This window comes from Micromonospora sp. WMMD734, assembly GCF_049178975.1.
Lineage (GTDB): Bacteria > Actinomycetota > Actinomycetes > Mycobacteriales > Micromonosporaceae > Micromonospora > Micromonospora wenchangensis.
On record NZ_JBMHMK010000001.1, the window covers coordinates 3998767 to 4021337 of the forward strand.

General features: G+C 72.7%; 18 protein-coding genes and 1 pseudogene. 8 read left to right on the forward strand and 11 right to left on the reverse strand.

The genetic code is table 11. The features are described 5' to 3' along the window. The first annotated feature begins 76 nt into the window (after nucleotides 1-76). From ACN267_RS16920 to ACN267_RS16935, 4 genes are all read left to right on the forward strand, one after another. Nucleotides 77-1042: a glutathione S-transferase family protein gene (locus tag ACN267_RS16920; protein ID WP_204956905.1), complete on the forward strand. Its 966-nt coding sequence runs from the start codon at nucleotides 77-79 to the stop codon at nucleotides 1040-1042. After that, a complete protein-coding gene (locus ACN267_RS16925) occupies nucleotides 1035-1745 on the forward strand; it encodes a DUF998 domain-containing protein (protein WP_421489101.1) in 711 nt (236 codons plus the stop codon). The genes ACN267_RS16920 and ACN267_RS16925 overlap by 8 nt, the downstream gene beginning before the upstream one ends. Before the next feature lie 205 nt (nucleotides 1746-1950). After that, on the forward strand, nucleotides 1951-3267 hold the full coding sequence (locus tag ACN267_RS16930) for a dicarboxylate/amino acid:cation symporter (protein ID WP_421490434.1): 1317 nt from the start codon (nucleotides 1951-1953) through the stop codon (nucleotides 3265-3267). 89 nt (nucleotides 3268-3356) lie between these two features. Next, nucleotides 3357-4424 (forward strand): NADH:flavin oxidoreductase/NADH oxidase, encoded by a 1068-nt coding sequence (locus tag ACN267_RS16935; protein ID WP_421489102.1) that lies wholly within the window; start codon nucleotides 3357-3359, stop codon nucleotides 4422-4424. 113 nt (nucleotides 4425-4537) lie between these two features. Here the strand turns inward: ACN267_RS16935 and ACN267_RS16940 are convergent, their stop codons facing one another. Together ACN267_RS16940 and ACN267_RS16945 are read right to left on the reverse strand one after the other, a co-directional pair. Continuing rightward, the gene (locus ACN267_RS16940; protein WP_204956902.1) at nucleotides 4538-8122 is read right to left on the reverse strand and encodes an ATP-binding cassette domain-containing protein; all 3585 of its coding nucleotides are present in this window, start codon (nucleotides 8120-8122) and stop codon (nucleotides 4538-4540) included. A gap of 512 nt (nucleotides 8123-8634) precedes the next feature. Further along, nucleotides 8635-9474, reverse strand: a complete 840-nt coding sequence (locus ACN267_RS16945; RefSeq protein ID WP_204956901.1) for a DUF4081 domain-containing GNAT family N-acetyltransferase — start codon at nucleotides 9472-9474, stop codon at nucleotides 8635-8637. A gap of 129 nt (nucleotides 9475-9603) precedes the next feature. Between ACN267_RS16945 and ACN267_RS16950 the strand changes: the two genes are divergently transcribed. Then, nucleotides 9604-10182: a PadR family transcriptional regulator gene (locus ACN267_RS16950; RefSeq protein WP_421489103.1), complete on the forward strand. Its 579-nt coding sequence runs from the start codon at nucleotides 9604-9606 to the stop codon at nucleotides 10180-10182. A gap of 224 nt (nucleotides 10183-10406) precedes the next feature. On the opposite strand, the gene ispG is transcribed toward ACN267_RS16950, so the two are convergent. The 7 genes from ispG to ACN267_RS16985 all read right to left on the reverse strand — a co-directional run bounded on the left by ispG (nucleotide 10407) and on the right by ACN267_RS16985 (nucleotide 16278). Continuing rightward, on the reverse strand, nucleotides 10407-11579 hold the full coding sequence (ispG, locus tag ACN267_RS16955) for a flavodoxin-dependent (E)-4-hydroxy-3-methylbut-2-enyl-diphosphate synthase (RefSeq protein WP_204956899.1): 1173 nt from the start codon (nucleotides 11577-11579) through the stop codon (nucleotides 10407-10409). A gap of 9 nt (nucleotides 11580-11588) precedes the next feature. Further along, nucleotides 11589-12830, reverse strand: a complete 1242-nt coding sequence (locus ACN267_RS16960) for a M50 family metallopeptidase (RefSeq protein ID WP_204956898.1) — start codon at nucleotides 12828-12830, stop codon at nucleotides 11589-11591. Further along, nucleotides 12830-14041: a 1-deoxy-D-xylulose-5-phosphate reductoisomerase gene (gene dxr / locus ACN267_RS16965; RefSeq protein ID WP_421489104.1), complete on the reverse strand. Its 1212-nt coding sequence runs from the start codon at nucleotides 14039-14041 to the stop codon at nucleotides 12830-12832. Before dxr ends, ACN267_RS16960 begins: the two co-directional genes overlap by 1 nt. Before the next feature lie 43 nt (nucleotides 14042-14084). Continuing rightward, nucleotides 14085-14723: a Uma2 family endonuclease gene (locus ACN267_RS16970; RefSeq protein ID WP_421489105.1), complete on the reverse strand. Its 639-nt coding sequence runs from the start codon at nucleotides 14721-14723 to the stop codon at nucleotides 14085-14087. Between the two features lie 275 nt (nucleotides 14724-14998). Next, nucleotides 14999-15205: a DUF397 domain-containing protein gene (locus ACN267_RS16975; protein ID WP_421489106.1), complete on the reverse strand. Its 207-nt coding sequence runs from the start codon at nucleotides 15203-15205 to the stop codon at nucleotides 14999-15001. An 84-nt stretch (nucleotides 15206-15289) separates the two neighbouring features. Beyond that, nucleotides 15290-15496 (reverse strand): DUF397 domain-containing protein, encoded by a 207-nt coding sequence (locus tag ACN267_RS16980; RefSeq protein WP_421489107.1) that lies wholly within the window; start codon nucleotides 15494-15496, stop codon nucleotides 15290-15292. After that, nucleotides 15487-16278 (reverse strand): Scr1 family TA system antitoxin-like transcriptional regulator, encoded by a 792-nt coding sequence (locus tag ACN267_RS16985; RefSeq protein WP_421489108.1) that lies wholly within the window; start codon nucleotides 16276-16278, stop codon nucleotides 15487-15489. The genes ACN267_RS16980 and ACN267_RS16985 overlap by 10 nt, the downstream gene beginning before the upstream one ends. Nucleotides 16279-16444: 166 nt before the next feature. Here ACN267_RS16985 and ACN267_RS16990 point away from each other — a divergent pair, with 166 nt between their 5' ends. Together ACN267_RS16990 and ACN267_RS16995 are read left to right on the forward strand one after the other, a co-directional pair. Then, nucleotides 16445-16705, forward strand: a complete 261-nt coding sequence (locus ACN267_RS16990; RefSeq protein ID WP_421489109.1) for a hypothetical protein — start codon at nucleotides 16445-16447, stop codon at nucleotides 16703-16705. A gap of 134 nt (nucleotides 16706-16839) precedes the next feature. Continuing rightward, nucleotides 16840-17199, forward strand: coding sequence for a hypothetical protein (locus tag ACN267_RS16995; RefSeq protein WP_421489110.1), 360 nt, complete (start codon nucleotides 16840-16842; stop codon nucleotides 17197-17199). Between the two features lie 103 nt (nucleotides 17200-17302). Here the strand turns inward: ACN267_RS16995 and ACN267_RS17000 are convergent, their stop codons facing one another. Beyond that, the gene (locus ACN267_RS17000; protein WP_421489111.1) at nucleotides 17303-18862 is read right to left on the reverse strand and encodes a pectate lyase family protein; all 1560 of its coding nucleotides are present in this window, start codon (nucleotides 18860-18862) and stop codon (nucleotides 17303-17305) included. Nucleotides 18863-19376: 514 nt separating this feature from the next. On the opposite strand from ACN267_RS17000, the gene ACN267_RS17005 reads away from it, so the two are divergent. Next, entirely contained in the window at nucleotides 19377-20285 is a 909-nt protein-coding gene (locus ACN267_RS17005) for a YhjD/YihY/BrkB family envelope integrity protein (protein WP_239484645.1), read from the forward strand. Between the two features lie 26 nt (nucleotides 20286-20311). Here the strand turns inward: ACN267_RS17005 and ACN267_RS17010 are convergent. Further along, nucleotides 20312-22396: pseudogene (locus ACN267_RS17010) on the reverse strand (MMPL family transporter); the annotation flags it as partial. Between the last annotated feature and the right edge of the window lie 175 nt (nucleotides 22397-22571).

A 22571-nucleotide genomic window follows, 5' to 3' on the forward strand; every position in this document is an offset into this window, starting at 1 on the left:
CCACGCCCGCGCCGGACGCCGCCCCGGCCGGGTCGCACGACAGGTCAGGCGGGCGTACGCCGGATAGGTTGGCGGTATGACCCGGGCCCAGTTCAGCGCAGAGACCTCCGGCGGCGGGGCGTTCGTCCGCCAGCCCAACCGGTTCACCGGCCGGGTCACCCCGCACTCCACCTCACCCGAGGGCGGTGGGCCGGACGACCAGGGGCGCTGGCCGTTGGAGGCCGACCGGTACCGGCTGATCTGGTGCCGGGCCTGCCCCTGGGCACACCGGGCCATGATCGTGCGGGGCCTGCTCGGGCTGGACGGGGTGATCTCGCTGGGCACGGTCGACCCGATCCGCGACGAACGCGGGTGGCGGTTCACCCTCGACCCGGACGGCTTCGACCCGGCGCTGGGCATCGGTTTCCTCTCCGAGGCGTACCTGGCCACCGATCCGGACTACACCGGCCGGGTTACCGTGCCGGCGCTGGTGGACACGCTCACCGGCCGGGTGGTCACCAACGACTACCCGCAGCTCACCCTCGACTTCTCCACCGAGTGGCGACGCCTGCACGCCCCGGACGCGCCCGACCTCTACCCGGTCGCGCTACGCCCGGAACTGGACGCGCTGATGGCCGAGATCCACACCGACGTCAACAACGGCGTGTACCGGTGCGGCTTCGCCACCTCCCAGCAGGCGTACGACGAGGCGTACGCGGCGCTGTTCGCCCGGCTGGACGTGTTGTCGCAGCGGCTGGCCGGCCAGCGGTACCTGATGGGTGACGCGATCACCGAGGCGGACGTGCGGCTGTTCACCACCCTGGTCCGCTTCGACGTGGCCTACCACGGGCACTTCAAGTGCAACAGGCAGAAGCTGACCGAGCTGCCGGTGCTCTGGGCGTACGCCCGGGACCTGTTCCAGACCCCGGGCTTCGGCGAGACGGTGGACTTCGACCACATCAAGCGGCACTACTACGCCACCCACCGTGAGATCAATCCCACCGGCGTGGTGCCGGCGGGACCGGACACCTCCGGCTGGCTCACCCCGCACGGCCGTGCCTGACGCCGCCCGTGCCGTCGCCGGCCGGGTCGCCGCCGGCTTCGTGCTGCTCGGCGCGGTCGCGGTGACCGTCGCCGTCGGGGCCGGTCCGGGTGGCCCGTGGCGCGGGTACGTCAGCGAGGCCGGGGTCAGCGACAGCGCCTTTGCCTCGACGTACCGGATGGGGGTGTTCGCCCTGGCGGCGGCGCTGCTGTCGCTGGCCGCGGCGCTGCCGGTGACGCTGCGGCTCGCGGCCGGCCTGCTGCTGACCGGCGCGGCCGGCACCGTGCTCTCCGGTGCGGTGACGTGCAGCGCCGGTTGCCCGCTGCCGCCGTTCGAGGCGGCGACCCCGGCCGACCTGGTGCACGCCGGGGCGAGCATCGTGGCGGCCGGGGTGACCGTGCTCGCGATGCTGGTGGTCGGGTTCCTCCGGCCGGCGACGCCGGGGCTGCGCCGGGTGGCCCGGGTCGCCGGGGTGGTGGCGTTGCCGGTGGCCGGGGCGGTCGCGCTGGGCCTGCTGACCGTGGGCCGGGGCGACCTGGTGGCCGGGCTGGAACGGGTGTTGCTGGTGCTCTGCGCCGGCTGGGGCCTGTGCACCGCGCTGCTGCTGTCCCGGCACCGGCCGACCGCTGACGGACCGGCCGACCGGGCCGGGCCCGTCGTGCCCGGTGCCCGTGAGCACGTCGAACGTGACGAACGGGTCACCGGGTCGACAACGTCCGTGTAAGGAGCCTCACCCGGATCGGTCCTTCCAGCTCGCGCCCGGCCGGGAGTAGCGTCGACAGGCGATGACCAATGTCTGGCACCTCACCGTGCGCCTGTACGTCGACCTCCGACGGCAGGCCAGTGGGGTCTGTCCGGCGCAGCCACGCTCCTGACGCTGCCGCCGACCGACCCCTACCGACATTGGACCCGCCCTGATGGCTTCCACCCTGCGCAAGTTCCCCTTCTCCGCCCAGATCCTGCTCGGCCTCGTGCTCGGCGCGGCGCTGGGCTTCCTCGCCCGTGCCAACGACCTGAGCTGGCTGGCCGGCACCCTCGACACCGTCGGCGGGCTCTTCGTCCAACTGCTCAAGCTGGCCGTCCCGCCGCTGGTCTTCACCGCGATCGTGGTCAGCGTGGTCAGCCTGCGCGGGGTGGCCAACGCCGCCCGGCTGGCGCTCAAGACGCTGCTCTGGTTCGGCGTCACCGCGCTGATCGCGGTGAGCCTCGGCATCGGCATCGGTCTGCTCACCGACCCGGGCCGGGGGGTGAGCCTGGACGTCGGCGGCGCGACCGCGCCGAAGACCACCGGCTCGTGGACCGACTTCCTCACCGGCATCGTGCCGACCAACCCGGTCGGCGCGTTCGTCGAGGGCAACGTGCTCCAGATCGTCTTCCTCGCCCTGGTCGTCGGTGCCGCCGCACTGCTGGTCGGCGCGGCCGCCGAGCCGTTCGTCGAGGTCAACCGCGCGGTGCTGGCCATCGTGCAGAAGGCGCTGTGGTGGGTGATCCGGCTCGCCCCGATCGGCACCCTCGGCCTGATCGGACACGCCGTCGCCGCGTACGGCTGGGACCTGCTGGCCCCGCTGGCGAAGTTCACCACCGCCGTCTACGTCGGCTGCGCCATCGTCCTGTTCGTGGTCTACCCGCTGCTGCTGGTCACCGCCGGGCGGCTCAACCCGCTGCGGTTCTTCGCCGGCGCCTGGCCGGCGATCGAACTGGCCTTCGTCTCCCGCTCCTCAGTGGGCACCATGCCGGTCACCCAGCGTTCCGTCGAGCGGCTCGGCGTCCCCCGCGAGTACGCCTCCTTCGCGGTGCCGTTCGGTGCCACCACCAAGATGGACGGCTGCGCCGCGATCTACCCGGCGCTCGCCGCGATCTTCGTGGCCCAGGTCTTCGGGGTGGACCTCGGCATCGGCGACTACCTGCTGATCGCCTTCGTCTCGGTGGTCGGTTCGGCCGCCACCGCCGGTCTGACCGGTGCCATCGTCATGCTGACCCTGACCCTGAGCACGTTGGGCCTGCCGCTGGCCGGTGCCGGCCTGCTGCTGGCGATCGACCCGATCCTGGACATGATCCGCACCGCCACCAACGTGGCCGGGCAGGCCGTCGTGCCGACCATCGTGGCCGCCCGCGAGGGCATCCTGGACCGCGACGCCTACGCCGCCGCCGGCCGGCGCGACCTGACCGCCGCCGACCCGGCCGCCGCCGACGGGACCGCCGCCCGGCCGGCCCGCCGCGACGACCTCGCGCCGACGCCCGCCTGAGCACGCCGGCCGCAGCCCCGGCCGGGCCCTCCCCCGGACACGCCGACCCGCCCCGCACCGCCACCCGCCCGTACCGGAGGATCACCCGCATGAGTGCCCTGTTCACCCCGCTCGCCCTGCGCGGCGTCACCCTGCCCAACCGGATCGCCCTCGCGCCGATGTGCCAGTACAGCGCCGGCCCGGACGGGCTGCCCACCGACTGGCACCTGGTGCACCTCGGGTCCCGGGCCGTCGGCGGTGCCGGCCTGGTCGTCACCGAGGCCACCGCGGTCGTTCCCGAGGGACGGATCAGCCCCCAGGACACGGGCATCTGGTCCGACGCGCACGTCGACGCGTGGCGGCCGGTCACCGCGTTCGTCGCCGGCCAGGGGGCGGTGCCCGCCGTGCAGCTCGCCCACGCCGGGTTCAAGGCCAGCACCTGGCGGCCGTGGGCGGCCGAGCGCGGCGGCGTGCCTGACGACGAGGGCGGCTGGACGCCCGTCGGCCCCGGCGTCGAACCGTTCCTGCCCGACTACCGGCGGCCGACCGCGCTGGACGAGGCCGGGATCGCCGGGGTGGTGTCGGCGTTCGCCACCGCCGCCGGCCGGGCCGTCGACGCCGGCTTCGCCGTCGTGGAGATCCACGCCGCGCACGGCTACCTGCTGCACGAGTTCCTGTCCCCGCTGACCAACCACCGCACCGACGGTTACGGCGGCGACCGGGCCGCCCGGATGCGGCTCACCCTGGAGGTCGCCCGCGCGGTCCGCGCCACCGTCGGCGAGCAGGTACCGGTGCTCACCCGGATCTCCGCCACCGACTGGGTCGAGGGCGGCTGGACGGCGGACGACAGCGTCGCCCTCGCCGCCGAGCTGGCCGCGACCGGCGTCGACCTGGTGGACGTCTCCTCCGGCGGGGCGTCGGCCCGGGCGACCATCCCGGTCGGTCCCGGCTACCAGGTGCCGCTGGCCGCCCAGATCCGGCGCGAGGCGGGCGTACCGACGGGTGCGGTCGGCCTCATCGTCGAGCCGGAACAGGCCGAGCAGATCGTCGTCGCCGGTGAGGCCGACCTGGTGCTGCTCGGTCGGGAACTGCTCCGGGACCCGTACTGGCCGCGCCGGGCCGCCGCGAAGCTCGGTGCCGGCCCCGACTGGCCCGACCCGTACGCCCGCGCTTTCTGACCATCCGCCGACCGGCAGGCGGCGACCACTGCGGGGAGAGTTGTTGTCGCTGGAGCGACGACAACTCTCCCCGATCCCGCCCGACCGGGCGGGGGCGGGCGCGGGTGCCCGGGTCAGCCGGCCAGGTGACCCCAGTCGTCCTCCAGGTCCCGCCACCCGCCCTGGGCGGCGACCGTGCCGTCGACCAGCACCACCACGTGGTCGGCGCGGACCAGCGCCGCCCGTTTCGAGGTCGAGCCGACCACGGTCACCCCGTGCTCCCGCAACGCCGCCCACAGCGCCAGCTCGGTGGTGACGTCCAGCGCGGACGACACGTCGTCGGCGACCAACAGTTCGGTACGCGGGGCGAGCGCCCGGGCCAGCGCCAGCCGCTGCAACTGCCCGCCGGACAGCCGGGTGCCCTTGTGCCCGATCAGCAGCCCCAGCCCACCGCCGCCCGCCAGGTCGTGCTCCAGCTGGGCGGTGCCCACCGCCCCGGCCGCGTCCACGTCGTGACCGAGGGCGATGTTGTCGGCGACCGTGCCGGAGAGCACCCGGGGCAGCTGACCGACGTAGCCGACCTGCTGGGGGCGCAGGAACAGCTCCGGCTCGGTCACCGGCTCGCCGTTCCAGCGCAGCTCACCGACGTGGTGCACGATCCCGGCCAGCGCCCGCAGCAGCGACGACTTGCCGGAGCCGACCGGCCCCACCACCAGCACCAGCCGGCCCCGGTCCACGGTCAGGTCGACGTCCCGTACGGCGAGGGTGCCGTCGGAGTGCAGCGCCCCGAAGCCGGCCAGTTCCAGGCGGCGCAGCGGCCGGCGCGGCGGCGGCTGCGGCGTCGGGGCGGTACCGGCGGCGAGGTCCACCCCCGGCACCTCCGCCGAGTACGCCCCGATCCCGGCCATCGCCACCGTCCGGCGGGTCCACACGCGCGCCGACGGGTACTGCGAGACCAGGGACGCGGTGGTCCAGGCGAACCAGCGGGCCGCCCCGAGGGTGGAGACGGCGACCAGGGTGGCACCGGCGGAGAGCCCGCCGGTCAGGTAGAGCGCCCACGCCGCGATCGGCAGCAGACCGCTGGCCACCGAGGGGGTGGAACGCGCCCACACCTGCACGGCGATCTCCCGCCGCTGCCGGTCGCTGCGTACCAGGTCCAGCGCGGAGAGGTGGTCGAGCACCGGCCGGGTCGCCCCGGCGAGCTTGACCGTCCGGGCCGCCGACAGCGAGGAGACCAGCGCGGTGGCGAAGGCGGCGCGGGCCGCCACCGTGTCCCGGGCGGAACGCTCCAACCGGGGGCCGAACAGGGTCGCGGCGAGCCCGGACACGGCCATCGTGCCCACGAAGAACAACGCCGGCACGAGACTGCCCGTGATCAGCGTCATGGTCACCATCGTCACCAGGGCGATGAGCTGGTCCATCAGGTTGTCGGCGAGCTGCACGACCCGTTCGGTGTCCCCGCTCTGCGCCACCACCTCGGCCGGGGTGTGCCGGCTGGTGCGGCGCGGGCCGGTCTGACCGTGCACCAGCCGCAGGCTCATCCGCAGCATCTGGCGTACCCACCACTGGGGGAACCGCAGGTTGGTCCAGTAGGGCAGCGGCAGCACGATCACCAGCGCAGCGGCGATGCCCAGCGCCGGCAGCCACGGGTCACCGCCGTCGACGACGTCCGCCCACAGCCAGGGCAGCACGCTGCCGTCCAGGCCGAGCACGGTGATCACCATGAACAGCGCGACCGACAGCATGCCGAAGCGTGGGTCGTTCAGGCCCAGACGCAGGATCTCCCGCATGGTCCGCGCGGGCGGCAGCGGTGGCAGCGGCGGCGGGTCCTGCTTCGGTACGGCCACCGCCGCCCGCCCGGCCGGCCCGGTCCCCCGCACGGCGGCGACCCGGCCCGGCCCGTCGGGATCCGCCCCGTCGAGACCCGCTCCGGTGTCGTCCGGCCGGGCCGGGGACGTCGCGTCGGCGTCCGGCCAGCCGGCAGGGCCGTCCAGCAGGTCCACGCCGCCCCGGCTGGCGGACCGGCCCGCACCGACCGGGGTGTACGCGGCGGCGTGGCTGGTGGCGAGCAACTCGGCGAAACGGGCCGAGGAGCGCAGCGGGCCGGCCTCCAGGACCGCCCCGTCGGCCATCACCACCACCTCGTCGCAGCGCCGCACCGACGACAGCCGGTGCGCGATGATGATGCCGATCCGGTCGGTGAGCAGGCGTTCGGTCGCCTCGCGTACCCGGGTCTCGGTGACCGGGTCCAGCCGCGCGGTGGCCTCGTCGAGGATCACCACGTGCGGGTCGCGCACCAGGATGCGGGCGAACGCCACCAGCTGTTCCTGGCCGGCGGAGAGCACGTGGCCGCCCTCGCCCAGCCGGGTCCGGATGCCGTCGGGCAGTTCCGCGACCCACTCCGTGAGCCCCAGCTCGGCCAGCGCCCGGGGCGCGTCGTCGAGCAGGTCCGGGTCGAACAGGGCCACGTTCTCGGCGAGGGTGCCGGCGAGGATCTCGGTACGCTGCGGCACCACCGCGATCCACCGGCGCAGTTCCTCGACGTCCAGGTCACACAGGTCGGTGTCGCCGAGCAGCACGGTCCCGCGCGGCACCTCGACCGCCCGGGTGAGCACCTTGGCCAGCGTCGACTTGCCCGAACCGGTCCGCCCCACCAGCGCGTACGACCGGCCGCGGACGAAGCTGAGCCGGACGTCGCGCAGCGCGGGCGCGCGCTCGTCCTCGCCGGTGGCCGGGTAGCGGAAGGTGAGCCCGCGCAGGGTCAGGTCGCCGTCGGTGGGGGTGAGGCCGCCGGAGGGTTCCTGCCTGGAGTCGGAGAGCAGCAGCACCCGGGCCCAGGCACCGAGCGCGTACTGCAGGTGCGGCACCCAGCGGGCGAGGTGTTCGACGGTCGCGCCGAAGCTCAACGCGAGCAGCCAGATCGCCGTCAACCGGGCCCCGTCGACCCGGCCGGTGGTCAACGCCCAGGCCCCGGCGAGCACCACCCCGGCGATCCCGACCCGGATGGTGCCGGCGGCGAAGGCGGTGACCCGCGCCGACATCAGGAAGACCCGGCGGCAACGGGCCAGCACCTCGGCGGCCCGTCGGGCGTACAACCGCAGCACGTACGGCTGGGCGAGACTGGTACGGACGTCGTCCTGGCCGTGTACCGCCTCCTCCATCACGGCCGCCAGGTCCGACCAGGCCTCCTCCTCGGACATCCGGGCCGGGGCGATGGCGGCGGTGGGTCGGCGCAGCAGCGCGACGAGCAGCACCGTGAGCAGCAGCATCGCCACCCCGGCCGGCCACCAGACGAACAGCGCGCTGACCGTGGCGAGCAGACAGAGCACCAACCCCTGTACCAGCCGTACGCCGGTGTTCCGCAGCTCGGAGGCGACCTGGTAGACGTCGTTGTCGATCCGGTCGAGCAACTCGCCGACCGGGGTGCCCTCCAGGGTGGGCAGATCCTGCCCGAGGGCGACCCGGCAGAGCCGGCGACGCACGTCGGCGGACCAGTCGGCGGTGATGCCCGCCATCAACAGCGCGATCACCAACTCGCCGAAGACGGCGACGACCAGCGCGACGACCAGGGCGGCGAACCACCCGGCCGAGCGGTGCACCAGCACCGGGCCGGCGACCGCCGAGGCGGCGGCCTGACCGGCGGCACCGAGGACGACGAGGACGATCACGACCGTCACGCGGCGTGGCGCGGACGCCCAGAGATCACGGAGCAGGCGCATGGAAATTCCCTCCGGAACTCGGGGTGGCGGTACCCCCCAGCCTGACCCCCCGCCCCCCTCCCCTCAACGCATTTACCACCAACCCACCCACCCCCGACCCCCCACCCCACCCCACCCCGCCCCGCCTCGCCCCGCCTCGCCCCACCCCACCCCGCCCCGTCCCGCCCCGGTGATCAAGAGGTTTGCGTCAATGTTGATCTTCAAATTGCCCTAAACCTCTTGATCAACTGACCTAAACCTCTTGATCACCGGGACGGGGCGGGGGCCGAGAAGGCGAGAGGGTGACCAACAGGGTGGGGCCGCGGCCAACCGGAGGGGCGGAGAGGCCGGGACGAGGCGGGCGGAGAGGTCGGGGCGGGGCGAAGAGGTCGGGGCGGGGAGCGGATGAGCGGGTGAACGGGTGAGGGGCGGGGTGGGGTGCCCGGGAAGGCCGGGTGGGTGGGCAAGCGTCCGGGAGATGGCAGGGACCGGAAAGCGACAGGGACCGGAGCGGCGACGGGACCGGTGATGGGTCAGAAGAGGATGGTGGCGAGGGTGCCTACGCGGTGGAAGCCGCAGCGTTCGTAGACCCGGCGGGCGGGGCGGTTGAAGTCGTTGACGTAGAGGCTGACCGTGGGGGCCACCCGGAGCAGCGCGTCGCGGACGACGGCGGCCATCGCGGCGCTGGCGATCCCGCGTCCGCGCCAGGTGGGGGCCACCCAGACGCCCTGGACCTGGGCGGTACGGCGGGTCACCACCGCCAGTTCGGCCTTGAACACGACCTCGCCGTCGACCATGCGGGCGTACGCCCGGCCGGCGCGGACCAGGTCCTCGACCCGTCGGCGGTAGGCCCGGCCGCCGTCCTCGGCCAGCGGCGAGACGCCGACCTCCTCGGCGTACATGGCGACGGCGGCGGGGAAGAGCAGGTGCACCTCGTCGGGGCGGACCCGGCGCACCTCGGGGTCGACCGGGATGGCGGGCAGGGTGTCGACGGCCAGGAGCGGCTGGTTGGGGCGGACGTCGCGGGCCGGCCCCCACTGGTCGGCGAGCCGGTCCCAGAGGCCGAGCACCGCATCGGCGCGTCCGACGATGGAGGAGCAGAGCCGTTCCTCGCCGGAGAGCTGCTCGGCGAAGGCGGCGACGGCGGAGTCGGTGGCGAGGATCGGGGTGAGGTTGCCACCGAGCCAGCAGATCGACTCCAGGTTGCGGCGGGTGCCGTAGCCGAGGATGCGGCCCTCGGCCCGCCACCAGGCGAGACCGCGCGCGGCGACCCGCTCGGCGACCTGCGCGCCCGCGAACGGGTCGAGGTCGAGCAGCCGTTCGACGGCACGCCGCTCCGACTCTCCCAGTTGGCGTACCGGCACCGTCAGCACGGTTACCAGCCTGCCAGATCAGGGCGGTGCTTCGCCGGGTGACCGGCACAGCCACCAGAGGACTTGTCGACAACACATTGCCGATATATCGTTGATGCATCAGCGACAGCACGATGAAGGGACGACATGATGGGATTCCACCGTCGGATCCACGCACTGCAGGAGGCCCGGCAGCGCGGCTTCGGCTTCCCGCCCATGCCCCCCGGCCCGCACGGGCACGGCGGTTGGGGCGGCGGCCGGGGTGGGCGCGGGCGGGGCCGGGGACGCCGACCCAACGTCCGGGCCGCCGTGCTGGCCCTGCTCACCGAGCGGCCGATGCACGGCTACGAGATGATCCAGGAGATCGACTCCCGCACCGGCGGGGCCTGGCGGCCCAGCCCCGGATCGATCTACCCGACTTTGCAACTGCTGGAGGACGAGGGCGTCATCGCCGCCAGCACCGACCCGGCCGGCGGCGGGCGCAAGCGGTTCGACCTGACCGATGCCGGCCGGGAGGAGGCCACCACGGCCGCGCAGACCCCGCCCTGGGCGGAGTTCGCCGAGGACACCGTCAACAGCTGGCACGACATCCGCGACGCGGGCGCGCAGGCCATGCACGCGCTGCGCCAGGTGATGATGACCGGCACCGACGACCAGCGGGAACGCGCTGCCCAGGTGCTCGACGAGACCCGCCGCAAGCTGTACGCGATCCTCGCCGAATCGGAGTGACCGCCGGGCACCCGGCACCCCGGCGACCCGCGACGCCCTGGCCCGGCACGGCGAACCCCGCCGGCCGGGCCAGGACCACCACAACCGCCCGAGCCGGATCTCCTCGAAGGTGCGGGCCACCTTGAAAGTCGCGCCCACCGGTGCCGAAGCATCCCGGCGACGCTCAACCACGTACCCGAAAGGGCGGCCCTCCCGGCGGGAGGACCGCCCTTCTCGACGGTGGGTCAGTGCACGGTGACCGTAGGGCCGGGGACGAGGTCGCGCAGTTCCTCGGGGATCTCCGCACCCATCTCGTCGGCGATCCGCAGCGCCTCCTCGATGAGCGTCTCGACGATCTGCCCCTCGGGGACGGTCTTGACGACCTGACCCTTGACGAAGATCTGCCCCTTGCCGTTGCCGGAGGCGACCCCGAGGTCGGCCTCGCGGGCCTCGCCCGGCCCGTTCACCACGCAGCCCATCACGGCGACACGCAGCGGGACGGGCAGCCCCTCCAGGCCGGCGGTGACCTCCTCGGCGAGCTTGTAGACGTCCACCTGGGCCCGGCCGCAGGACGGGCAGGAGACGATCTCCAGCCCGCGCTCGCGCAACCCCAGCGACTCCAGGATCTGGTTGCCGACCTTGATCTCCTCGACCGGCGGGGCCGACAGCGACACCCGGATCGTGTCGCCGATCCCCTCGGCCAGCAGCGCGCCGAAGGCGACAGCCGACTTGATGGTGCCCTGGAACGCCGGGCCGGCCTCGGTCACCCCCAGGTGAAGCGGGTAGTCGCACTGCTCGGCGAGCTGCCGGTACGCCCGGATCATCACCACCGGGTCGTTGTGCTTGACCGAGATCTTGATGTCCCGGAAGCCGTGCTCCTCGAACAGCGAGCACTCCCACAGCGCCGACTCGACGAGCGCCTCGGCGGTGGCCTTGCCGTACTTGGCGAGCAGCCGCTTGTCCAGCGAGCCGGCGTTGACGCCGATCCGGATCGGCGTACCGGCGGCGGAGGCGGCTGCGGCGATCTCCTTGACCTTGTCGTCGAACTGGCGGATGTTGCCCGGGTTGACCCGGACGGCCGCGCAGCCGGCGTCGATCGCGGCGAAGACGTACTTCGGCTGGAAGTGGATGTCGGCGATCACCGGGATCTGCGACTTGCGGGCGATCGCCGGCAGTGCCTCCACGTCGTCCTGGCTGGGCACGGCGACCCGGACGATCTGGCAGCCGGACGCGGTCAGCTCGGCGATCTGCTGGAGGGTGGCGTTGACGTCGGAGGTGAGGGTGGTGGTCATCGACTGCACCGAGACCGGGGCACCCCCACCGACCGGCACCGAGCCGACCATGATCTGGCGGCTGGCCCGGCGCGGGGCGAGCGGCGGGGGCGGTACTGCGGGCATACCGAGACTGACAGCGGTCACTTCAGGCACTCACCTTGTGAAGAGCGTGATGGGGTTGACGATGTCCGCGGTGGCGGTGAGCAGCGTGAACGCGCCGCCGATGAGGATGACCGCGTACGTGATGGGCATCAGCTTGAGATAGTCGACCCGGCCCGGGTCGCGCCGGCCGATCCGGGCGTAGAGCCAGGAGCGGGCCCGTTCGAACCAGGCGATGGCGATGTGGCCGCCGTCCAGGGGCAGCAGCGGCAGCAGGTTGAACACGCCGACGAAGAAGTTCAGCGAGATGAACAGCAGGACCAGCAGCTGCCAGACGCCGTTCTCCAGGGCTTCGCCGCCGAGCCGGCTCGCGCCGACGACGCTGATCGGGGTGTCCTTGTCGCGTTCGCCGCCGGTGACGGCCGTCCACAGGGCGGGGATCTTGTCGGGGATCCGCTTGATCGCCTCGTAGGTGCCGACGGCCAGGTCCTTGGTGTAGCCGGCGGTGGCCGGGATGGCCTCGACCGGGCCGTAGGTGACGTTCGCCGGGACGCCGGGCGGGAGCATCGGGCCGGCGACTCCGAGGGCGGAGACGGTGACCGGGGCGCCGTTCGGGTCGTCCAGCGGCCTGCGCTGCACGGCGGCGAGGTCGGCCCGGACCTCACCGGACACGCCGTCGCGCTCGTACCTGATGGTCGCGGGCTGGCCCGGCGGCAGGTCGCGGACGGTCTTGACCAGCGCGGTGTAGTCGGCGACCGCCACCCCGTTGATCGCGACGATCTTGTCGTCGTCGCGCAGCCCGGCCTGCTTGGCGGGGCTGACCGGGTCACCGGGGGCGCACTCGCGGACCGCGTCGGTGGGGACGACACACTCGACGACCTTGACGTGCGCCGGGAGCGGGTTGGGAAGGTTCTTGTTGGGCAGGCCCATGAACATGGCGGCCAGCCAGATCGCGACGACGGCCAGCGCGAAGTGGGTGACCGAGCCGGCGGACATCACGATCGTCCGCTTCCAGACCGGGTAACGCCACATCGCCCGCTTCTCGTCGCCCGGTTCGACGTCGTCGTCCTGCGGCGTCATGCCGACGATCTTGCAGAATCCGCCGAGCGGGATGGCTTTGAGGCCGTACTCCGTCTCACCCCGGCGGAACGACCAGATGGTCGGCCCGAAGCCGACGAAGTAGCGGGTGACCTTCATGCCGAACGCCTTGGCGGTCAACATGTGACCGGCCTCGTGCAGGCTCACCGAGATGAGGATCGCCAGGGCGATCACCACCACCCCGAGCAGATAGAGCATCAGGCTTCCTTCCCCGACCCCGAGATGATCTCCTGCGCGTGCGCGCGCGCCCACGATTCGGCGGCGAGCACGTCCTCGACGGTACCTGGTTCACCGAAATCGGGAGCCTCCTCCAACACCCGCCCGAGGGTGTCGACGATGCCGAGGAACGGTAGCCGGCCGGCGACGAACGCCGCCACGCACTCCTCGTTGGCCGCGTTGTAGACCGCCGGACGGCAGCGGCCCGCCATGCCGGCCGCCTTGGCCAGCGCCACCGCCGGGAACGCCTCGTCGTCGAGCGGGGCAAACTCCCAGGTGTGGGCGGTGGTCCAGTCGACGGCGGTGGCGGCGTCGGGCACCCGGTCGGGCCAGCCGAGGCCGAGCGCGATGGGCAGCCGCATGTCCGGCGGGCTCGCCTGGGCCAGCGTGGAGCCGTCGACGAACTCAACCATCGAGTGGATCACCGACTGCGGGTGCACCATCACGGTGATGTCGGCGTAGGGCACGTCGAACAGCTCATGCGCCTCGATCACCTCCAGCGCCTTGTTGACCATGGTGGCCGAGTTGATCGTGACGACCGGCCCCATGTTCCACGTCGGGTGGGCGAGCGCCTGCTCCGGGGTGACAGCGGCCAGCTCGTCGCGCCGCCGTCCCCGGAACGGTCCGCCGCTGGCCGTGACGACCAGCCGCCGCACCTCGCCGCGCGTCCCGCCGCGCAGGCACTGGGCCAGCGCCGAATGTTCCGAGTCGACCGGCACGATCTGCCCCGGCCGCGTCACCGCGGCCTTCACCAGCGGGCCGCCGGCCACCAACGACTCCTTGTTGGCCAACGCGAGGGTACGACCACAGCGCAGCGCGGCCAACGTCGGCGCGAGCCCGAGCGACCCGACGACCCCGTTGAGGACCACGTCGCAGGGCCACTGCGCCAGCTCCGTCATGGCGTCCGGGCCGGCGATGATCTTCGGAAGCTTGAAGTCCCCGGTGGCCCAGCCGCGCCGGCTCGCCTCGGCATAGAAGGCGAGTTGGAGATCCTGCGCGGCGGACGCCTTGGCCACCCCGACCGCGTCCACGCCCAGTTCGAGCGCCTGGGTGGCGAGCAGGTCGACGTTGCCGCCGCCGGCACCGAGCGCCACCACCCGGAACCGGTCCGGGTTGCGCCTGACGATGTCGATCGCCTGGGTGCCGATCGAACCTGTGGAGCCGAGCAGGACGAGATCCCGGGGAGTTGTCACCCGGCCATTCTGCCCCGTACGCGCTGTGCGCCGGCTGGGAGCCTCACCCCTCGACGTCACCCTCCCCGCCCTCCCCCTGCCCCAGCGGTTCCGCCTCCTCGACCGGTGCCTCCTCACCCAGCAGGTCGGCCGGATCGATACTGAACGCGAAGGGCTGCCGCATGACGAACGTCGTCCCGGCGGCAGCCGCCGCGACCGGTCGGTACTCCCCGTCGGCCAGCTCGTAGAGCGCCAGGGTGGGGACCCGGTTGCGCAGGTCGACCCGGAGGAAGAAGGGAACCCCGGCGGCGGCGTACTCCCGGGGGCGGTCGATCACGCCGGGACCTGCGACCTGGGACGGGCCGATCTCGCCGAGCAGCACCGCCGCCGCCACCGGCATGGCTCGTCGGCCTCTTCCCGGTTGGCGCAACACCGCGAGGTGCGGAACCAGGAGATCATCCTGTGCGGTCAGGGTCACCGACCAGCCCGCCCACCACCCGTGGGGTCGGCAGGCCCGGCTGATCAGATACGCCAGCTCCCGCTGGGCGGTCCGCTGGTCGTAGTCGCCATCGGGTGAGATGACGACACTGCCGCGAAGCACCTCCACCCGGGGGCCGTTGTGGGGCGGCACAAGGTCGAGCGCCCGCCGCGCGGTCCATGCCTCGTTGCGCTCCCACAGCGCTTTGTCGTGCCTGGCCCTCATCGCCGCAACCTGCCCCCGGGAACGCACCTATGCCCTGCCCACGAGGCCGGTCGACGCGAACTGCGGGCCGCATGGACCACCGTCACACAGCATCCGCCAGAGCGGTCGCACAGCAGGTGCGGCCGACACCGACGAAGACCGGTGTCACCGAATCCGTCGGAGACGGTGCACACGTACGTGATCCGGGTTCCGCTTCCCCAACGGTCAGACGGAGATGAATTCCCCGACTCGTCCGCGGCGGCCTCCCCTGCCCCGACACCGCAGATGTGCGTCGGCTACCGGCGACTCGCTAGGGTGCCCACCCTGGTCGCGGCTACGAAGCTCGACCAGGCAGCGGGCGCGAAGGTCAGCGTGGGGCCGCGTCGGTCCTTGCTGTCCCGCACCCCGACCACCAGCGGCAGATTCGTCGCCACCTCCACACAGGTGGCACCGCCATTGTCGCTGCGGGTCGACTTGCGCCAGATCGCGCCGATCAGCTCCATGACTCCACAACTCCCGTACGAGATCCCGGGACACGGACGGCCCTCACACCGACACATCGACGTCATCGGGCCGCGACGAGTCGGTCACTGGCGGACGCCGAGGGTGCCCGCCCTGGTCGCGGCCACGAAGCCGGCCCAGGAGGCGGGCGGAAAGGTCAGCGCGGGGCCACCACGGTCCTTGCTGTCCCGCACCCCGACCACCAGCGGCAGATTCGTCGCCACCTCCACACAGGTGGAGCCACCGTTTCCGCTTCGAGTGGACGTGCGCCAGACAGCGCCGGTCAAATCCATGACTTCGCCAACTCCTGTATGAAGTCTCGGGATGCTCGACGGGGCAGTGCTTCGCCGCGCACGGTCTCCCACTTGCGCTGAAGGGTATCAACGTCCTCGGGTCTGTCCGTGACCTGCGCGCGAAGCTGGTTGTCCAGGTGAGCCACGTCCAGCCCCTCTGGTGTCCTTGCCAGGATGAAGGGACCAGCCAGGCCGGCGTGGGCACCAGCCCCAGCCGGCACCACATGCACATGAACGTGCGGCATCCCGGTCACCTTCAACAGGTGCTCGAACTGCTCGACCATCAACGCGGGCTCACCAACGACCCGGCGTAGTGCAGCTTCGTCCACCAACGCGATGAACTGGGGAGCGCTGTCCCTGAGCAGAACCCCCTGCCGCTCCATCCGTGACGTCAGACTCTGCTCCACCTCCGGCGGACGAAGGAGGCCGCCCCACTCCAGGACCGCGCGGGCGTACGCCTCGGTTTGCAGGAGGCCGGGGATGAGGGAGGGCTCGAACCAGCGGATCAAGGTCGCCTCCCGCTCCACGCTGATCCACTCGCGTAGCCACGGGGGCGCGGAGTCGGCGCGGACCAGGGCGAGCAGCCGTTCGAAGAGGCCGCCGGCCTCCAGGGCGGCGTCCGCGCGGGTGATGAAGTCCTGCGAGGGCGTGCGGTGGCCGATCTCGACCATGCCCACCAGCGACGACGAGTAGCTGATCCGTTGGGCCAGGTCCTCCTGACTCAGCCCACGCTCCCTGCGCGCCCGGCGCAGCTCCGCCCCGAGGAATTCCAGGGTCGACATCGGTCCACCGGTCATCACACCTCCACCACAGGTCTGCCATCCGCCGCCAACGTCGACCACCGCACCGCCCCCGGTCGGCACACCCGTCGCTGAGGCCACGCGCCGCCTTCCGACAGTAGTCGCGTCCACAGCAGAGTGTGAACAGGCTCACGGAGGGAGCAGGCGGATGAGGAAGCGCGACAGGCCGGTACCGGTGACGCCACGGCATCGGCGGGACTGGTCCCGGTGGGGTCGGTACTGCACCTGTGGGCTGCGCTGGCCGTGCCCGGACCGGCTGGTCGCCGTACCGCTGCGGGAACCGCCACCGCCCACGTTGCCCGCGCCCCGGCACCACCTGTGGAACGGTCCCACCGCTGTGTACTGGGTGGGCGCGGCGGGCCTGGTCACCCGGGGCCAGGCCCACCGGGCGAACGGCCGACACCGGTGACCCCGCCGACGGGCGGCGCACGGCGCGGGCGACCGGCGTCGGCCGTGACGCCGCCGGACGACGCACGACGGGGACGGTCACTGTCGGCGGTGACCCCACCGACGGACAGCTCACGGCAGGGGCGGCCTGCACCGGTGACCTCGCCGAAGGGTGACGCGCGACGCAGGTGGCCGGCGGGCGGTCGGCCGGACGGCTTCGGTCGGCACGTCTTCGCGCGGCCCGCCTGGCGGTGCCGGGCCTGTGCCGCCCCGTGGCCCTGCCAGCCGGCCAAGCTGGGCCTGCGGCGGGAGTACGCCCACGACCGGCCGGCGCTGGCCATCTACCTCTGCCTGCTGATGCACGACGCGATCGCCGATGCGTTGCGGGTCGGCACCGGCCCGGTCGACCCGGCCGCCTACTTCACCCGGTTCCTCGCCTGGACCCGCCACGACCGGCCACCACCCGACCCGCCATCCGGGTCGTCGCCCGCAGCCGCGCCCGTCGACCTGGGTTGATCGACACAAGAGGGCCGAGGTGGGGGTGTCCTCGCCGACCGGACACCCCTACCTCGGCCCCACTGTGTCGATCATCGCCCCGGGACCGGGCCGGGGACGACGGTCAGGCGTAGGTCTCGAACTCGGCGACCTTCGGGGTGGCGGCAGAGCTGTTGATCCGGAAGGTGACCTTCTTCAGCGAGGTACGGGCGAAGGTGATCACCCCGGCCCGGCTGCCGGAGGCCAGCACCGCGCCGGTGTCGCCGTTGAGCACCTGCCACGAGGTGACGCTGCCGACCGAGCCGGACGCCTCCCGAATGTTGATCGAGGAGATGCTGGTGGCGGAGCCCCACTTGATCGAGATGTCACCGGTCGACCCGGCCGGGGACCAGAAGGTGCCCATGTTGCCGTCCCGCACGTCGCCGTAGCTCGTACCGCTGGCCTTGCTGGAGCCGTCGGAGCCGGCGCCGATGCTGAGGTTGGTCCCGCCGGGCGTGCTGGTGGGCGGCGGGGTGGTCGGGGCCGGGGTGGTCGGCGCGGGCGTGGTCGGGGCCGGGGTGGTCGGGTTCGGGGTGGTCGGCGTGCAGCTTCCGTTCGACTCCTTGAGACCCATGTTCGCGCCGGCCGTCTGCCGGACGATGTCCGGCACGCAGCTCGCCCCGTCCAGCCGGTAGGAGTACGGGATGCTGACGCTGGTGTTCGACGGCATACCCGGGCCGGCGGGGTTGGTCTCGCTGCCGGGGCTGGACCAGGTCACGTTGTCCAGGATGTTGCCGCTGGCCTGCCAGTAGCCGGCCTCGCTGGTGTAGAAGGTGCCCAGCACGTCCCGGGAGTTCTTGAAGTAGTTGCTCTCCACCTTGGCCCGCGCGCCGGCCCGGGAGTTGATTCCCGACTCGTTCAACTGCACGTACGAGTTGTTGTAGATGTGCGCGATCCCGCCCCGCAGCAGCGGCGTACGGGAGTCGATGTTCTGGTAGAGGTTGTGGTGGAAGGTGACGAAGCCGTTGCCCCGGTCGCTCTCGCTGGAGCCGATCAGGCCGCCCCGCCCCGAGTTGCGCAGGATGCTGTACGACAGCGTCACGTACTGGACGTCGTCCTTCATGTCGAACAGCCCGTCGTAGCCCTCCGACTCGCCACCCGACGCCTCCAGGGTGGTGTGGTCGACCCAGACGTTGCGCACGCTGCTCTCCATGCCGATGGCGTCCCCACCGTTGGAGGTCGGCGAGCCCGACTTCTTGACGTTCCGGACCGTCACGTTCTGGATGATGATGTTGCGGGAGTCGCGGATGTGGATGCCGAGCTGGTCGAAGACCGCCCCGCTGCCGACCCCGACGATGGTGACGTTGCTGATCTCCTTCAGTTCGATCTTGTCGGCGGCGGTGTTGCAGCTGCTGCCGGAGACCTTCGTGGTGTTGCCGTGGTTGATGGTGCCCTGCACCTCGATGACGATCGGGGTGCTGCTGCTGGCCCGGTTGCACAGCGCCGCGTGGATCGCGGTGCCGGTGCTGGCCCGTACGGTCTGGCCGCCCGCGCCGCCGGTGGTGCCGCCGTTCTGGGTGGCGTAGCCGCTGGCGCTGCCGGCCGCCGCCGACGCCTGGTGCACCGGCAGGGCCACGCAGATCGCGGCACCGACGGCGGCCGTGGCCAGCCCCGCCTGGACTCGTCGTGCAACTGGTCGTCTCATCCTCGCGTCACCTTTCTCATTACCTGGTGGTGGTGCCGCTGCCGGGTGGTGTGGTGCCCGGTCGGGCGGCGGTGATGACGGTGGTCCTGTCGGACCTCTGCGCGCCGGGGACGGGCCGGGCCTTCGCGGCCGTCAGGCGGAGTCGACGGCCGGCCAGGGATGTCTGCGCCGGTGGTCGGGTCGACCCGCTCGCCGTGCTGCCGCGCACGGCGAACTGGCGCCTGCGGCGGTGGTGGAACTCGCCGTGGCACCCGCACTGAGCATCTGGAAAGCGCTTTCCACAAGCGAGGATAGGGTGGCGTCTATCGATACCGCAAGATGTCGTCCGGAATGCGGCTAATGACCGCCCAACCGCCGGCCAGCCGCTAGTGATCCACTCGCTGGGGCCGATGTTGCGCCATCCCGGCGCCATGACACCGCAACATCGGCCCAGTTGAACCGATCACGGCCGGCACACGGGCGTGACGCGGGATCGTGATGCGTGGCGGCGGGTGACAGGGGGAAGAACATCGCGATGGGCGACGCATGGCAGCGTACGAAGCGGATCACCAGTGCCGCGTTCCGGCCGGTACGCGGACGGGACCTCTCCCTGCACGCCGCCGCGATCACCTTCTACGGGGCGATCGCCGTGGTGCCCGTCGCCCTGCTGGCGATCTGGCTGACCTCACTGGTGGCCGGGGCGGACCGGGTACGCCGGCTCACCGCGTACGCCGTGGAGACGCTGCCGGACGCGATCGGTGCGCCCGACGCGGTGGACGCGCTGGTCAACGCCGGGGTGCAGTTGACCCCGCTGTTGGCGTTGGCCTCCCTGCTGCCCGCCTCGCTCTACGGTGAGGGGCTGCGCCGGGCGTTCGTCTCGGTGGCGACCGCGCCGAACCCGGACGAGTCGCTGGTGGGCTGGCGGGGGCGGTTGCTGCTGCTGCCGCTGCTCGCCCCCGCCCCCGCCCTGCTGCTGTCGATCCTCATCGCGCTGCCCACCACCACCCGGCTGATCCGGCAGGGTGGCTGGGTCGCCGCGCTGGGCATCGTGCTGTCGTTCCTGGCGGTGTGGCTGGTGCTCACCCCGGTCCTGATGTGGGTGTTCCGGGTGGTCGGGCCGGCCTCACCGGACTGGCTGTCGACGTTGGCGGTCGGCTCGTTCACCGCCGCCAACCTCTCCGGCTTCCTGCACGGCTTCGTGCTGTTCTGCTCGCTCCCGCTGGATCTCGGGGTGCCGTTCGGCGGGTTCGACCCGGTCGGGGCCGGCGTCGCGGTGCTGCTCTGGCTCTACCTGTTCCACGTGATCGTGCTGGCCGGCTACTCGGCCACCCTCGCGTTGTCCCGTTGGCGGGTCGGCCGCGCCGCCGCCTCCGGGTCGGCGTCCGGCTCCGAGGCGTCGGGGGTCGGCGACGCCGCCGGGGCGTCGGTCTCGCGCAGGCCGTAGCGGGCCCAGAACCGGGCCAGGGGCGTCGGGGCCCACCAGTTCCACCGGCCCAGCAGCCGCATGGTGGCCGGCACGAGCAGCGCCCGGACCAGGGTTGCGTCCACCACGATCGCCACGATCATGCCGACGCCGATCAGCTTGATGTAGGCCATCCCGCCGGTGGTGAAGCCGGCCACCACGATGATCAGCAACAGCGCGGCGGCGGTGATGATCCGACCGGTGCGTTGCAGGCCGGCGGCGACCGAGGCGGTGTTGTCGCCGGTGCGGTCCCACTCCTCGCGGACCCGGCTGAGCAGGAACACCTCGTAGTCGGTGGCCAGCCCGAACAGCACCGCGAGCATGAGGATGAGGTTGCTCGGCTCGATGAACCCGGTGGAGGTGAAACCGAGCGGCCCGGACAGGTGGCCGTCCTGGAAGATCCAGACCACCACGCCGAACGACGCGCCGATCGACAGCAGGTTCATCAGCACCGCCTTGACCGGCAGCACCACCGAGCCGAAGGCGAGGAAGAGCAGCAGCAGGGTCGCGCCGGCCATCAGCAGCGCCATCCACGGCAGCCGGTCGCCGAGGCTGTCCAGCAGGTCGACGTCGGCGGCGGGCCGGCCGCCGACCAGCACCTGCGCCCCGGCCGGGCCGGGCAGGTCGCGCAGCGTCCGCACCAGGTCCCGGGCGGCGTCGCCGGTCGGCTCCCCCGGGTAGCTCACCGACAGCAGGGTGGACTCCCCCTTCGCCGCCGTGACCTGCACCCCGGTCACCCCGGGCAGCGCCGCGATCCGGTCGGCGAACGGGCGTACCGCATCGGCCGACGCGCCGGAGACCAGCACCTCGACCGGGGCGATCGTGCCGCCGGGGAACTCGGCGGCGATCCGCTCGGAGACCACCCGGGGCGCGGCGTCGGCCGGCAGCACCCGCTCGTCGACCCCGCCGAAGGTGATCCGCGCGAACGGGGTGGCCAGCACGCCGAGCAGCACCGCGACCCCCACCAGGTACAGCACCGGCCGGCGCATCACGCTGCGCGCGATCCGGGCCCAGGCACCGCCCGCCGCACCCGCCGCCGGCCGCCCACCCCGCGACCCCCGCCGCCACGGCAGCGGTACGCGCACCGCGTCCACCCGGTGGCCGAGCACCACCAGCAGGGCCGGCAGCACGGTCAGCGCGGCCAGCATGGCGATCAGCACGGCGGCCATCCCGCCGAAGCCCATCGAGCGCAGGAACGGCTGCGGGAAGATCAACAAACTGGCCATGGCGAGCGCGACGGTGAGCCCGGAGACGAAGACGGTCCGGCCGGCGGTGAGCATGGTGCGCCGGATCGCCTCGGCGACGGGCCGACCGGCGGCCAACTCCTCCCGGAACCGGCTGACCACGAACAGTGCGTAGTCCACCGCCATCCCGAGGCCGATCAGGGTGATCACGTTGATCGCGAAGATCGACACGTCGGTGACCAGGTTGACCAGGCGGACCGCGATGAACGCGCCGAGGATGGCCAGCCCACCCACGAGCAGCGGGGTGCCGGCGGCGACCAGCCCACCGAAGATCAACACGAGCAGCACCAGCAGCACCGGCATGGACAGCAGCTCGGCCCGGGTGATGTCCTCGGTGCTCTGGGTGGTGGCCGCCTCCTGGAACGCCACCAGCCCGCCGACGTCGGTCCGCAGCCCGGGTGCGTCCAGCGCGGGCCGCAACGCCGTGAACTGCGCCGAGCGGGCGTCCTCGTCGCCGCCGGTGAGCTTGACCAGCCCATAGGTGGCCCGGTGGTCGGTGGCGACCAGCGCGGGCGCGGGCGCGTCGTACCAGGTGGTCACCTCGGCCACCTCGGCACGCTGGCGCAGCGCGGCCACCGTGGCGGTGACCGGGTCACGGAACCGCGGGTCCTCGACGGTGACGGTGTCGCTGGACCACAGGACGATCACGTCGGCGCCCTGCCGGCCGAGTTCGACGGTCACCCGCTGCACGGTCCGGCTGGACTCGCTCGACGGATCGTCGAAGCCGCCCCCGCTCAACTCGCCGAACACCCCGGCACCCCAGGTCGCCCCGACGGCCATCAACACCCCGGCGACGGCCAGCACCACCCACCGGGCGCGCACCACCACCCGCCCCCACCAGGCGAACATCGGCCTCTCCCCTCGTCGACCCGCCGACCCGTCGTCGCCCGCCTCCGGGCCGCCGGCCGGCGTCGGCCCCGCAGCGATCGCCGTCCACTATTGCAACAAGCGTTCACGTTCGACGGGCCGGGCCGGTCGCCCCCGGGTGCCGGAGCGGGCGGGGCACCGCTTCCCGTGGTGACCG

Excerpts from the sequence above, each read along its gene's own strand:
- ACN267_RS16920 (WP_204956905.1), top strand. The coding sequence starts at position 77 with ATGACCCGGGCCCAGTTCAGCGCAGAGACCTCCGGCGGCGGGGCGTTC.
- ACN267_RS16935 (WP_421489102.1), top strand. The coding sequence starts at position 3,357 with ATGAGTGCCCTGTTCACCCCGCTCGCCCTGCGCGGCGTCACCCTGCCC.
- ACN267_RS16940 (WP_204956902.1), bottom strand. The coding sequence starts at position 8,122 with ATGCGCCTGCTCCGTGATCTCTGGGCGTCCGCGCCACGCCGCGTGACG.
- ACN267_RS16950 (WP_421489103.1), top strand. The coding sequence starts at position 9,604 with ATGGGATTCCACCGTCGGATCCACGCACTGCAGGAGGCCCGGCAGCGC.
- ACN267_RS16960 (WP_204956898.1), bottom strand. The coding sequence starts at position 12,830 with ATGCTCTATCTGCTCGGGGTGGTGGTGATCGCCCTGGCGATCCTCATC.
- ACN267_RS16970 (WP_421489105.1), bottom strand. The coding sequence starts at position 14,723 with ATGAGGGCCAGGCACGACAAAGCGCTGTGGGAGCGCAACGAGGCATGG.
- ACN267_RS16975 (WP_421489106.1), bottom strand. The coding sequence starts at position 15,205 with ATGGAGCTGATCGGCGCGATCTGGCGCAAGTCGACCCGCAGCGACAAT.
- ACN267_RS16980 (WP_421489107.1), bottom strand. The coding sequence starts at position 15,496 with ATGGATTTGACCGGCGCTGTCTGGCGCACGTCCACTCGAAGCGGAAAC.
- ACN267_RS16985 (WP_421489108.1), bottom strand. The coding sequence starts at position 16,278 with ATGTCGACCCTGGAATTCCTCGGGGCGGAGCTGCGCCGGGCGCGCAGG.
- ACN267_RS16990 (WP_421489109.1), top strand. The coding sequence starts at position 16,445 with ATGAGGAAGCGCGACAGGCCGGTACCGGTGACGCCACGGCATCGGCGG.
- ACN267_RS17000 (WP_421489111.1), bottom strand. The coding sequence starts at position 18,862 with ATGAGACGACCAGTTGCACGACGAGTCCAGGCGGGGCTGGCCACGGCC.
- ACN267_RS17005 (WP_239484645.1), top strand. The coding sequence starts at position 19,377 with ATGGGCGACGCATGGCAGCGTACGAAGCGGATCACCAGTGCCGCGTTC.